We start from the raw sequence: 13,606 nt of genomic DNA on the forward strand, positions 1-13,606 counted from the left end.
AACCAAAGCCTACGACTCCATTCCAAATTGCTCTCATAGTTTCTTTTTTAATTTATACCGCAATTTTCCTTCCAATGTGGTTTAAAATCAATACAAATAATTCTGTTGCAGTATATTAAAGCTGTATGCTTGCAGTTTTATTTTTATGGAAATAACAACTTAATTCATTTTTTCTACAAATTGCCGTAAAAATCTACAGCCCAAAATATTCGAAATATCAAGAAAGCAGTTTAACTTCTGATCATTTTAAAATGGTTTGTAATTTGATTTATAACGGTATGCGAGAAAAATTGACCTATACAGCAGATTTTGACAAACTGTCTTTTAAGGAGCAAGCCTTATTGGATAAATTAACCGTTGCCATACAGAAATTTGTACGAAAAACACCTGAACTAAGCCAAGTGCCTTATAAAACAAGAGATGCGCACGCAACAACTTATGACATTTTGCAGGGAAAATTTTTGGTTGATGATGCGTTTGAGCAACAATCATTGTTTCCCGAGAATGTGTTAGACGCTACATTGAGAATATCGAACGCACACATGAAAATTGTAAAGGGCAACGCACTGCCTGCGTACGGTTTTTCACTGAAATTATCAAATGAGACAAAGACCGTGGCTAATTTTCCGCTGGTTAATTTTCCACTGTTTCCGTTTAATAATGTATCGAACTTTCTGAAATTTTTCACTGCATTAAACACCTATTTTGCAGGAAACATGATACAGAAATGTTGGAGCATGCTTGGTATGACAGGTTGTATTATACGTATATTTCCACACGTTCTGCATCTTGATTTTTTAAAGAACGTAACGCAATTAATTAAAAAACGAAATAATTCATTATTTTCATTCGACTATCATTCTATTGGTGCTTACAGATTTGGAAACCATATCGTGAAACTGAAATTGGTTCCTGAACAAGCGGTTACAGAAAAATCTGCAAAAGAACTATTCAATAAAAGAGGGCAATACATTGCAAAACTTTACATACAATATGCTTATGATTTAAAGAACCAGCCGGTCAATATACTGCACAAGGAATGGAAAGACAGTCCCTTTATCTGTGTTGGAAAATTTATTTTCACCAATTATGCAGATAAAAACGATCCGAATGTGGAACAATCATCGTTCAATCCGTTTGAAAGTATTGAAGCATTTCAGCCCGTTGGCAGGATACAACATTTAAGAAATAAAGCCTACCAAGCTTCATTGGAAGAACGAAGGCGTTGAGCAATAACTATACAATGTATCGTGTATATGACTTTAAAACTTTACCAACAAAAATTTTAAATTATGTTCAGAGGAAAAAGTACCGTAAATAAAACGCTAATCGCTATTATTATCATTATATTGTTAGGTATAGCCCTATTGCTATATTCGTATGGATTGTAAAATACCAGATCTCAAAATAGACAATTGCTCTTTAATTTAAATTGGAGTAAAGGATTAGATTTATTCGCCACACATCCTGTAAAGATCAGAAAATTTTTACTTTTGCATGATAAAATTTTAAAAAGGAATATCATGCAAGAACTAATCGGAAAAATCAATGCTGAAATGGCCGCATTTAACGAGGATGCACAATTACAATCAGAAAAATCAAACAAGGCTGCTGGAACCAGAGCACGCAAATCGACATTAAATTTAGAAAAACTTTTAAAAGAATTCCGTAAGGTATCTTTAGAAGAATCTAAAAAATAAGAAAAGCTCCCACTGGGAGCTTTAATCATTATAAAGTCAAAACAGTTAATTTTAGTGCTATTGATGCTTTAAAAAAATAAACTCATAAAATATCACAGTTTTCTAAGCAGTTTCGTCGGTATAATTTAAATCAATCTTCAGAGGAATATTCAGTTCCCTTAATTTATCATTCCAGATATCGATCTGTTTCCAGTAATTCTTCTGTAAAAGCTTCTTTAATTTCGATTTCGCTTTCTACACTACTATTTTCATCCATGATATTCCCGTGTTAGTATTATGCTTTTATTTTTAATTATTCATATCATGGAGGATCCAGACCTTCAACCATTATAAATATCTTTTACGAACTATTCCGACCTGAACTGTTTAGGCGTAATTCCGGTTTGCCCCTTATAGAACTTCGTAAAATTGGTTACTTCGCTGAAACCGAACTTGAAGGCAATTTCACCGATCGACATATCCAACCTTTTAAGTTCAATTTCAATTTCTTCAATCAGCCGGGTATTTATCCACTTTTTAGCGCTGCTGTTTTCGTATTTTCTAAAGGCCCTGTCCAAAGTACTTAAACTGACATTCATCTGATTACAAAAAAACTTAACACTCTGGCGGCGGTTTAATTCTTTATTGAACAAATATTTAAAGTTCTTAATAAGCTTTATCTCGTTCGCAACCCTTAGTGTAGGTCTTTCCTTTGTAAAAACTTCTTCGCTAATAAGCAAAATGCTAAAAACATAATTTACAAGAATCTGTTCCTGAATTTCGCTTTGACCTCTCCTTAACTGGTCGATCACCAATTGAAAAAGCATCAGGAATTCTTCCATCCTGTCCCCGGTAGGAAAAAAAACAACCTTATCCACACTGTTAACAAAAGCGTATTCTTTAAAAAGAAGCTTTTCATGCGCGACCTTCCGAAAAAGGTTTCTGAAAAAATAAGCGCGAAACCCTCACAATCTTGAGAAGTATGGAACTGCATGTCTGCTGCAGCAGAAGTAAACAGTGCATATCCCGCGTTAACTTCAATAATATGTTGATCTATCTTATATGTACCTTTTCCTTTTATATAAAAATGAAGCATATAGACTCCCGTATTCTTAGGGCTAAAATAATGAGGCGTCAACTGACTCACATACTTTAAAGAATAAAGGCTTAAAAATTGTTTATTCTTCAGATATAAAAAAGGTTTGGTTAAAAAATCTTTCATTCTCACTAACTCTTTTACATTAATAATTTTAATCCGCCCCTGTCTGTTTAAAATTAAATCTGCACTTTTACTTTAAATGGCGACCTTAATCAGCAGTATTCCAGCATATTTATCCTCCTTGCATCATTACTCTGAAACCACTTCACGTAAGAACGCAGATCCTGTCTACAAAACAGGTTCCAACCCTTACTAATGCAAAGTAAGTACCAAAGTTTTAACAATTGAAAATCATAAGATTAAACAATAAAGAACCATAGTAAAACTGCTGATTAAATACTCAAAACTAGTTTACTGCACCATTATTTATTTAACTATCAGGCACTGATCTGCATAAAACTATAGCATAGATGTTAACTTTCACTTAACAAATAATGTTGAAACAGATAAATATTTCAATGCTATTCCTGTCGACTTAATTTTTCTATTTCAAAAGTAGTATGTAGCAATCAAAGTTTTATAATAAATACCTTTCAATAAATGGTTAAATCAAATCAGGTGTTTCACAGATGAAATTACATTAATTTAAGGCCAACAGATCATACGCCTGTAATTTAAAGCAGTTCACAATGCAGAAGTCTACACCTGATGATTAAAAGAAATATTTTTACCATTTACACTAAAAACAAATGAAGCTTTAAAGCTGCTGCAACTGAAATTTCAAGGTTTTAATGTAAAAGACAAATTTAAAAACTGAAACTACTGAATGAAACAAACAATTGATAGTATCTAAAAAGAAAAGGTCGGAAAAAATCTTCCGACCATCAGTATCAAAACTTGGACTTCTACTGTAACTGACAACAGATCCCTTTACCTAAAAATTTCGAAGAAACCAGTGATAACTCCTAAGCTTGCGGTAAAAGCGTTTCAGATATGAAAACAATCATTAGTTTTTCAATTACAGGGATTTTAGAATTTTTACGGCATTTTCATTTTCAGGATTAAGCCTGACAGACTCTTTATAAGCTTTCACAGCTTCTTTCTTTCTGCCCATTTTTAGCAATAGTTCGCCATAGCTGTCAAAAGTATTGTAAGCATCGGGATACAACCTGGTATTAAGTTCAAAAACTTTTAAAGCCTCATTATTATGGTCTTTAGACAGTAATTCATACCCAAAATTATTAACAGCCTCTTCGCTAATATTATATGCAGACAACGTACCTTGTTTAAACTGACGTTTTATTTCTTCAATGGTTTCACTAATGGATTTTGTTTTTTGATAAAATTCACTGACAGACTGTTGGTTCATAAGCCTTTCTTTCAACTCTTGTTCAGCCAGTGTTTCCACACCATAGTAACGTCGCTCTTCATCAGTTACTTTTGTAGTGTCTATCGTATAGCGTTGCCATTTTTCGTCTGTGGTATGATCTTTTATAAACTGCGTGCCATAAATTTGCGGTAGCTTTCTGCGCATAAGATCTCTGTCTACAGCCGCAGGATACCACCATTTGTTCAACGAACCGTCTAATTCTAACGCTGTCTTAAAACTTTTCACCGCCAGTGCAGATGCAATTGTATCGTTACCATGTTGAAATATTATACCTGCATTAAGGTGATCTGTACCCGTTACTACTTTTCCTGACTTTATCAATTCCAGAACACGGATCCTTCTAAGGCTGTCTGCTCCGTTTAATTTTTCCCAGTCGATATTTGCTACATTACGAGCAGACTGATCATCATCTGCCATCTGCTGCAACTCGCGATTGTTTTGCGAATAACCGCCTGTTGCTATGAAGCAAACTAAGAGTAACGTTTTTAAAATAGTATTTCTCATATTTTTATCATTGCTTTAGCAGGATTCTAAATTTTCTTCATTACAATTACACTTTCACCCTGTTTCTGCGTAAGCTGCTGTTTCTCTGGATCGAATGTAAGAAAGATGTCTTCATACTCAAACTTATTATTACCCAGGTAAGCAAACGGAACGTACATTTGACCAGCTCTGGAATCCTGAAAAATCAAGCTATTTCCATCAGAAGATATTGTTACCGAAATAGATTGGTCTGGATAAAAATAAGTGCCTTTAATTTTTGAGAAATCTTCCGTACTCATTTCATCTATACTATCATATTTTTTAGATATAGGTGCATTACCATAGGCAAATTGCAGCATGGCCACCTGAACCATATCGGTATTGATGTTGGTGGCATTTGCCAACGTTACCAGTCCTAATTGTTCGTTTGGAAAGTACCAGTAATCCGAAATATAATTATCGATCCTGCCCGTATGCCTAAATGCTTTTAAGCTGCCCAGCATAAACGTTTCAATTCCGAGACCATATTCATCATTTTCTATGTTCAGCATTAATTCTAAACTTTCAGGGCTGATAATTTTTCCCATAAATAAAGCAGAAACAAACTTATTAACTTCGGTTGCTGTTGAAAGCAAGCCTCCGCTCCCAGGTTCGTTCGAATAATTTATTGATCCGTTTTTAAGGTATTTGTCCTGAATGTTATAAGAATAAGCTTCATTTTTTGCAAGATCATTTTCAAAAGTATAATAGGTATTTTCTAACCTTAAAGGTTTGCAAATTTTCTCCTGAATAAGCGTATTGTAATCTTTCTTATAGATTTTTTCGAGGATAAAACCTATTAACGCATAGTTGGTGTTGCTGTATTCGTAAGCTGTATCTGGATCAAAATTATTTTTAGGTTTAGAAACATAATCAACAAATTCTGCCTGAGTATGCGGATCAGCTTCCCAAGCAGATTCGCCGGGAATTTCTGTAAAATTAAAAATTCCGGAACGGTGCTTCAACATCATTTCTATGGTGATTTTATCAGCATTTTCGAATTGCGGAAACCATTTCGACAGTTTGTCGCTAAGCTTAATCCTTCCTTCTTCCCTTGCCAACAAAGTAAGCACTGCCGTGTACGTTTTTGTAACAGACCCTATACGGAATTTAGTATTTATATCGTTTTTTTTCTGTGAATCAACATCTGCAAAACCAACCGATTTATTATAGATGACTGAATCTTTAAACAGGATGGATGCGCTACCCATAAACTTTCTGTTTTCTGAAAGATGTTCGAAATAAGTATCGAGTGATGATTGGGCGTTTACGGAAAACTGGGTTAACGCTGCAATAAAAAGGCTGCCAATTGTTTTAATATAATTCATTTTAAAAATCAAGATGTTTTAGATTCGATGTATTCTTCGGTAAAAAGACTGTTAGGCTTCAGGTAAAAAAAGCCGTTTTTATAATCCATAAAAACATTAAACCTTTTAAGCACTTCATTACCCAATATATGTGCCTTACGATTCCTCATGGGTTTGTTTCCCGTTATCTGCTGAACGGGAACATTTTCCAGCACAAGATTTCCAATCTTCAAGATTTGCAGTTCAGAAGTTATAACAGGAATTTCGTTTCCTTGCGCACCTTTCATGAGTACCCTTTTCAACTCTTTCATCGCAGGGAACTGTTTTTCGTGCAACTCTTCATTATCAAGCATCGCCGTGCGCTGATAGCCAGTATCAAAAAGAAAGTATTCTTTCAGGCTTTTACCATGGTGTATCATTTCTGCCTGTATAAAAGGAATCCCTTCAATCAATTTAAAAGGCATACGTGTATACGTGCCGTCCTTTAAAACCTCTGCAGGAACTTCGCTGTGAACAACCATAATCCCGTCATCGTAATTAAGCTCTACCGTTTTATCAGCAAAAAAGTTCCAGCCAAACCTTCCTTCGGTACCATGACCTGTTAATTGTGCATCGTACACTTTGGTTGAAAAAACCGATTTTCCGATCTTAAGCGCGTAATCGGTCTTATAAAGCTGGATGCTGTTACCTAACTTATTTTTTAGAACATCTGCCGTAATGATTAAGTCGGTACAACCTGTATCAAAATTAAGGATAAGCGAATCTTTATCATTAAAAACCGTTTTAACATAAATGGTATTTTGCTCGTTAATATGTAAACTAACGGTATCTGCCGTAAGCTGTGCAGAAGCGTTGAAACAAAGCAGCACTAAGGGTAAAAGCAGTAATTTATGTAATTGGGTCATAAACAGTTTTTTTTTTTAATTACGCTTATATTATCACGCCTGTCATCTTTAATTAAAACATATTGAGCAAATATAAAAACAAGACACTATATGGTGTTTAAAATTATCATAAAATTTTTTATCTTGCATAAAGAAAGCTAATAAATGAAAAGAAAACCAGCCAGCGGAACATTTAGAAACACAGAACGCAGCAAGCAGAAATTTTTATCGGCAGTTGAAAAAATACTGAAGACGAAAGGTTATGCCGGCTTAAAAGTTAACTATATTGCACAGTTAGCCGGTGTTGACAAAAAAATGATCTATAATTATTTTGGGAGTTTAGACGGACTAATCGACGAATATATAGCCACTCAGGATTTTTGGAGCAACATCGCTGCCGATATGGCGCACACGCCAATTAATGACGGAGGGAAAGAGTTCAGTAAAGAAATTTTCTTATCGCAGTATGATTATTTATCAAAAAACAAAGAACTGCAGAAAGTACTATTATGGCGGCTTTCTGAAGAACGAAAATCATTACGGAAGCTTACAGATGAGCAGGAAGAAAGCGGAGAACGCTTGTTCTCGCAAATCACAGATCCACATTTTGGCGAACATGCAGAAAAGTTCAGGGCTGTGAGTGCGGTTCTGGTTGCCGGCATCTATTATCTGAATATGTATGCCGAACACAACGGGAGCGTTTTCAGCGGTATCGACCTGAAAACCGACGATGGAAGAAATGCCGTTAAAGAAGCGGTTACATTTTTAATTGACAAAACATATGATGGATTGACAGCGGATTCACAAAGCAACACTACAATAGAGAAGACCATTTAAAATTTTGGACGTTATTTTTAAATTCTATAACCTTGGCAAATATTATGTGCAATACATTACCAAAGGTTTTGTAATTTCACATTTACTTAAAATCTAAAATGAGATGAAGGTAAAATCTTTAGAGATCAAAGATTTTCTTAAAATCGCTGCAGTCAAACCCAGAGCTGCTACCCAAACCGATTTCTGTGTAATAGATGCTGACAGTAAAAATTTTTCACTTAATGCCGAAAACTTAAATTTTCATGCTATATTTTTGTGTACTAACGGAAACTGTACCACTACAGTAGGACCTCACAGGTTTTTAACGGATTCAAAGTGTCTGACAGCCGTTCCACCGCATACAACATTTTCGATTAGTGATACCTCAGAAGACTTTAAAGCCTGCCTGTTGCTGTTTAAATCTGATTTTCTAAAAAAGGGGTTTGTAAAAACAGATATTATGGAAGAACTGCTTTACATAAGTCCGGAATACGCACCTGTCTTTAACTTAAATACTGCTGATTTTAATGACAGTTTATATAAAATCAAAAAAATAAAAGAAGAAAATGAAAAACAAACGCCATTTTGCACAGAAGTTAGCAGATTGTACATATTACAGATCCTTTACGATTACAACCGGGTATGCGAGCTATGCCTGATAAATTCCGAAAAGCTTATAAACAGGCAGTACCAGGTGTTATACCAATTCCGAAAACTGACCGAACAACACTTCAGCACCATGAAGACCGTAAAGGAATATGCTGATTTAATGAATCTATCGGCAAAATACCTAAGCGAATGTGTAAAGAACCATACCGGCGCGGCTGCACTGTCACTCATTCAGAACAGGATTATTTTAGAAGCGGAACAACTGCTTAATTATTCAACCCTGAGTATAAAAAGTATTTCGTATCAACTGGGGTTTTCATCTGCGGCATCCTTTTCCCGTTTCTTCAAAGGATTAAAAGGCATGTCTCCCGTTGAATTTAGAACGAAGCCGTAAAACTGACAATACAAACCGAATTTCTGCAATTGCCTTCGCTGCTTTAATTATGAAACTTTGCCACATAATTTAAAACAGCCTACCATGATTAAAAAATTAACGGCGTCAACAGCAATATTATGTGCAGCCGCTTCGATACTTTCGTGTAAAAGCAGCACAATTACTGAAGAAGTAACAGATGGAAAAAAACTGCAGGCAGTACAGTTCAGAACTGCACGACCAACCAACAATCTGGAAAAGGTTAAGACCTTCTATACAGAAGCACTGGGGTTAGAATTATTAGGGTCGTTTAAAGGGCATGCGGGATATGACGGTATTATGCTGGCGATGCCGGATAAGACACATCATCTTGAATTCACACAGTACGAAAAGTATACCGAATTACCCGAGCCTACAAAAGAGCACCTTATGGTATTGTACTACAGTAGCGCAGAAGCTTACAAAACAGCCAACGAAAGGATACAAAGGTTGGGGATTCTGCCCGTTGAACCTGAGAACCCCTATTGGAAAGACAAAAGTGAAACGTATGAAGATCCAGACGGATGGAGGATTATACTTTTTAACGGCGTTTACAATCCTTAACAATCATTGGAAATACGCTATTATTAAAGAGAAAAGCTTTTTAGCTTTTCTCTTTTTTTTAATGAATCCAAAGGTTAAATGGGGCTACTTCATTAAGCCCAAAAAGAGCTTTGGGTTTATTTTTTTTAATTTGCCTTATTATTACAATCCCTTTTTTCAAGTTGACATTTCGCTTCTTAACTTCTATTGTTCATTTTACATCTAAAATTTTATTTTACCGCTTGGAAGCTGTGAATCTTCGATTTGTCTTGATGCAAAACGAACCAAAAAATCAAGACTCCATAAAAAAACCTACTCTTCATATTTTTACACTAAACAAAATAAACTATTCATTCCTTTTTATTTAACAGTAATGTATTCATGAATCTTCGATTTCGAGCAAGCTCTCAAACAGTATTTCTTTTTCTCGGAAACTTCAACATTTTTGACACTCGTCGAAAAACTAATGTCATTTAGATTCTCATTATTATTCAATTTGTTTTCGATTGTGAATTCAATTAACCCAAAGGTTAAATGGGGTTACTTCATTAAGGCCAAAGAGCTTTGGGTTTATATAGATTATGTTTTTCGATCATATACTGTTATTAAGATTGTTGAACTATTTGGGAAATTAATCTCCAGTGATTACTAATACAAAATTTTCGGTTTTTTCCCTTCTTTTGATAGATCAAAAGAAGCAAAAATCTTTTTTCTTTTATCTTGCCGTATCATTAAAACGGTCAACTACGTTTTGTAAGCTAAATCATAAAAACGTCACTTCGTTCCCTTATGATTTTGCGCTTACTTTAACTTGTTAACGCTCGTTTTACTGATAAATGGCGCTCTGATCCTCCTAGTTAATCAATCCAGTTTCAATCCAAAAATCCATAATTTCTATAAATACTGTGATGTTGCATCACCTAAAGCAAGACAAGCTTGCAGCATCGCTTCCTATTTTGTGTTTAGGTTGTCATCTTGGACGGCATCAAATAGAGTGAAAGATATTTTTCGATTCTCAATCTCTATTGATCGTTATTGAAACATTTCGGTTTTTCTGTACTTTACGTCCAGGCTTTATTTTACAGCTTGGAAGTCGTGAATCTTACGATTTTTAAAGATAAAAAGTACCAAAAATCTCTTTTTGCGGTGATCTTTTAATCGGTCGAAGATCACTTTTGAAGCTATCAGATCGAAACGGTGTTTCACACCCCGATCTGCTCACGCTTCATGCAGTGGTTCGACACTTCCCGCTATTGGGCGGGACAGGCTGACTAAAAGCTCATACCGCTGAGTTTAATGTTTATTCAGTTTTCAATAAAGTTCTAAGAGTTGTGATTACTGAACCCAAAGGTTAAATGGGGCTACTTCATTAAGCCCAAAGAGAGCTTTGGGTTTATATAGATTATGTTTTTTTAGTTTTAATCATTATTTATTTTATTATTTGTCGGTAAGCTTCAACAATCTGAAAATTGGCAACAAAGCAGAACCGTAGATTTTTTTAGCCGGTATGTGGGCATATTTTTTAATAATTCTTTCAACCATTCTTTGTTTTCAAAAGAGGCAGATAAGCCAAGGTATGATTTGGAACAACTCATTTCTACGTCAGACATCAACGTATGGTACAGAAGATGCCTGTACAGCAACAGAAGGTGACTATACAGTGATAGTTGCTGAACATAATTTAAAAAATGATTATCTTTAGGGTATGAACCAAACGAATTATCTTATCACGCACAAACCTAAAAACGAACTATTAAAAAAATACATATCGTATTACTACTTTCATGTTTCCACTGAAGAGAATCATTCAGAAGCCTTTTATTTTTATCCAAACTATATGCACGCCCTTACTATTTACAAGGGAAACGATGTTGAAATTGATTCTGAGCAAAAAACTTCTAAAGTACGTACATCTGCCGACAAGGATAAACTAACCTTTCTTTACTGTATAAACCTTAAAGATAAGATCCATGTAGACTTACAAGGAACTTTTCATAAAATTGGAATTGTTTTTTACCCCTTGGGTCTGAATCATTTTATAGATAAACCAATAAATGAGTTTCTAAGCGGTTCTTTTCAGAAAGTACTAATGAATAATACTTTTGAACAACACATACGTACACTCAAAAAAGAGCAACCAATAGAAGAACAAATCGATATACTTGAAAACGCACTAATGGCTGTTATGCGGCCTTTCGAAAATAAGGTTCTGCAGAGAGCTGTAAGAGAAATCGTTCTTTCTAATGGTACGGTAAAGGTTGAAACATTGGAAGACATCACATTTACCAGCAGAAAAACGCTCCTTCGCCTTTTTAAAAAACACCTATACGCCACTATTGAAGAGTACAAAAAAATGGTTATGTTCCGAAACTCCCTAAATTATGCACTGCAGCACAAAGAATTTGTAAACCTTACGGATATTGCACTATACAGTATGTATTACGATCAGTCGCATTTTATCAGGCATTTTAAAAGCATCACCGAAGAAACACCAAAGACACTGCTTCCACAAATTGTACAGATAGGCAATGAGGATCTTTACTGGCATTTTATCGACGAAAAGTAAGATTGTCCCATTTATACAATTTTCCATTAGTGCGCAGTGTTATTTTTGCTACAGATTTAAACGACGCACACAATGGAATTTGATAAAAATACTTACAAGGTGTATACGTGGAAAAACTGGATGTACCTTCATTATATAATCAATCCCGGATTGACTTTTAACGAACTGGTATTAGGACAGCGCATTGCAAAAACAGGTCTGGTTGAAAGAAATACAGACAAACCTTTTGTAGCGCGCAATTATATACCATGCCCACATTGCAACACCCTGCACGGAAGTCACATTTGGAGCGGTTCTCGTGGATTTTACAACTGGTTCGGTCTTTACTGTCCGAACTGCAAAGGCATTATCCCCTGTATAAGAAACGCTACCTCATTTATAGTTCTTGCGATCAGTTCTCCGTTGTGGTATCCATTTAAAAATGCATTGAAGAAAAGCTGGTATAAAAAACAGGAAGAGCGTTTTAAAAACTTACAAACTGTAAATGAGCCAGCTCCCTATTCCACAACCAAGCAATGGGTTTTAGGAGGTCTGCTGTTCGGACTGATTATGTTTGTATTCAATTCGTTTATTTTTCCACTAATGGCATGTCAAAAAATACTTATTGAAAACTTAGCTGTTTCTTTAGCTATATGCTTGCTGGGTGGCTTACTATTCACACTTTTCATGAAATGGTACTTATCGTCAAAAAAAATCAACTAAAGCAAACATCAGTATTCACAAAAAACTTAGAACATTAATTTATAAACTTTAAATTTTAAACCATGAAACAATTATTTTACTTTCCGTTACTTCTTATATTTATCGTTATCGGATGCAGCAGTGACGACTCACAGGTTTTACCACCTCAGAAAAAAAGTTTAGAGGAGCAACTACTGGGTAAATGGAATATGACCACATTTAACTTTTATGATACCGAAAGCGGAGATTTGGTACAGGCACTAACAGAAAATGGCAACTGCAGCTACTTCGGCTATATGGAACTAATGACGGAAGGCAAAGAAACCGTTGGATACTATAATGCACAAAACAACTGTTCGGAGCAAAAACATCCGGGAACCTGGATCTTAAACGAAGGTTCAAAGGAAATAGTGTTAAAGGTGAGTCAAAGCGGTATGGAAGCAGCTTACAGAATACTCCATATCGACAATAATGAGATGGAACTACAGGTAATTCATGAAGGCGGTGTAAGACCATCAGACAGTGGTATAGACCTGCACGTGTTATTTGAAAAATAAATTCGTCATTTAAATTTAATACCAGAATTAGTGAGGGTTGTTTCATAATAGAGACAGCCCTTTTTTTAGGTAATAATTAAAATATATGTTTGATTATTTTTAGGCAAGACACAAATTACCTTTCATCATTTTCCTGAGATTTTTAAATGTTTTTCCCTTAATTTATAGCAAGAGCTACGGCACATAATCCTTCCGATTTTAATTAATCAACTACATCTACTACATTAAAATCTCTATTACGATGGAAGTGATCATGTGCTTTGCTCCTTTATGATTTTGCCCTTAATTACCTCCAGACATTATTTTTCAGCTTGGAAGCCGTGAACGTTTCGGTTTTAAATTGTTAAAGCTCGTTTTACTGTTAAATGGCGCTTTGATTCTCGTAGTTAATCAATCCAGTATTCAATCCAAAAATCATTAATTTCTATCCACACTGTCATGCTACATCCGATAACTATGGTTTTTCAAAATAAAAAATGTTAAAATTCTCACTGTTTTTTTTACGAATAATTTAATAATTTTACGTTGGAACAAACAAATA

General features: G+C 34.9%; 13 protein-coding genes. 8 read left to right on the plus strand and 5 right to left on the minus strand.

Annotated elements, in window-relative coordinates:
• The first annotated feature begins 290 nt into the window (after positions 1-290).
• Positions 291-1,229 carry a catalase family protein gene (locus BM253_RS16510; protein WP_143095697.1) on the plus strand — a complete coding sequence of 313 codons (939 nt, stop codon included), beginning with the start codon at positions 291-293 and terminating at the stop codon, positions 1,227-1,229.
• 294 nt (positions 1,230-1,523) lie between these two features.
• Positions 1,524-1,700, plus strand: a complete 177-nt coding sequence (locus BM253_RS16515) for a histone H1 (RefSeq protein ID WP_091526496.1) — start codon at positions 1,524-1,526, stop codon at positions 1,698-1,700.
• A gap of 347 nt (positions 1,701-2,047) precedes the next feature.
• Here the strand turns inward: BM253_RS16515 and BM253_RS16520 are convergent, their stop codons facing one another.
• The 5 genes from BM253_RS16520 to BM253_RS16540 all read right to left on the minus strand — a co-directional run bounded on the left by BM253_RS16520 (position 2,048) and on the right by BM253_RS16540 (position 6,902).
• Positions 2,048-2,521 carry a helix-turn-helix domain-containing protein gene (locus tag BM253_RS16520; RefSeq protein WP_091526498.1) on the minus strand — a complete coding sequence of 158 codons (474 nt, stop codon included), beginning with the start codon at positions 2,519-2,521 and terminating at the stop codon, positions 2,048-2,050.
• On the minus strand, positions 2,506-2,901 hold the full coding sequence (locus BM253_RS16525; protein WP_091526500.1) for a cupin domain-containing protein: 396 nt from the start codon (positions 2,899-2,901) through the stop codon (positions 2,506-2,508). The genes BM253_RS16520 and BM253_RS16525 overlap by 16 nt, the downstream gene beginning before the upstream one ends.
• 895 nt (positions 2,902-3,796) lie before the next feature.
• Positions 3,797-4,672: a hypothetical protein gene (locus BM253_RS16530; RefSeq protein WP_091526502.1), complete on the minus strand. Its 876-nt coding sequence runs from the start codon at positions 4,670-4,672 to the stop codon at positions 3,797-3,799.
• Between the two features lie 26 nt (positions 4,673-4,698).
• Positions 4,699-6,018 (minus strand): serine hydrolase domain-containing protein, encoded by a 1,320-nt coding sequence (locus BM253_RS16535; protein WP_143095698.1) that lies wholly within the window; start codon positions 6,016-6,018, stop codon positions 4,699-4,701.
• A gap of 8 nt (positions 6,019-6,026) precedes the next feature.
• Entirely contained in the window at positions 6,027-6,902 is an 876-nt protein-coding gene (locus BM253_RS16540; protein ID WP_091526506.1) for a pepsin/retropepsin-like aspartic protease family protein, read from the minus strand.
• A gap of 144 nt (positions 6,903-7,046) precedes the next feature.
• On the opposite strand from BM253_RS16540, the gene BM253_RS16545 reads away from it, so the two are divergent.
• The 6 genes from BM253_RS16545 (at position 7,047) to BM253_RS16570 (ending at position 13,065) form a co-directional block, all read left to right on the plus strand.
• On the plus strand, positions 7,047-7,718 hold the full coding sequence (locus BM253_RS16545; protein ID WP_091526507.1) for a TetR/AcrR family transcriptional regulator: 672 nt from the start codon (positions 7,047-7,049) through the stop codon (positions 7,716-7,718).
• Positions 7,719-7,821: 103 nt separating this feature from the next.
• Positions 7,822-8,700 carry a helix-turn-helix domain-containing protein gene (locus BM253_RS16550; RefSeq protein ID WP_091526509.1) on the plus strand — a complete coding sequence of 293 codons (879 nt, stop codon included), beginning with the start codon at positions 7,822-7,824 and terminating at the stop codon, positions 8,698-8,700.
• Positions 8,701-8,784: 84 nt separating this feature from the next.
• A complete protein-coding gene (locus BM253_RS16555; RefSeq protein ID WP_091526511.1) occupies positions 8,785-9,282 on the plus strand; it encodes a VOC family protein in 498 nt (165 codons plus the stop codon).
• Between the two features lie 1,684 nt (positions 9,283-10,966).
• On the plus strand, positions 10,967-11,827 hold the full coding sequence (locus BM253_RS16560) for a helix-turn-helix domain-containing protein (protein WP_091526513.1): 861 nt from the start codon (positions 10,967-10,969) through the stop codon (positions 11,825-11,827).
• Positions 11,828-11,899: 72 nt separating this feature from the next.
• Positions 11,900-12,529 carry a hypothetical protein gene (locus BM253_RS16565; protein WP_091526515.1) on the plus strand — a complete coding sequence of 210 codons (630 nt, stop codon included), beginning with the start codon at positions 11,900-11,902 and terminating at the stop codon, positions 12,527-12,529.
• Positions 12,530-12,591: 62 nt separating this feature from the next.
• On the plus strand, positions 12,592-13,065 hold the full coding sequence (locus BM253_RS16570) for a lipocalin family protein (RefSeq protein ID WP_091526517.1): 474 nt from the start codon (positions 12,592-12,594) through the stop codon (positions 13,063-13,065).
• The last annotated feature ends 541 nt before the right edge of the window (positions 13,066-13,606 follow it).

Origin of the sequence: Paenimyroides ummariense (assembly GCF_900115115.1) — a bacterium.
Taxonomy (GTDB): Bacteria; Bacteroidota; Bacteroidia; order Flavobacteriales; family Flavobacteriaceae; genus Flavobacterium; species Flavobacterium ummariense.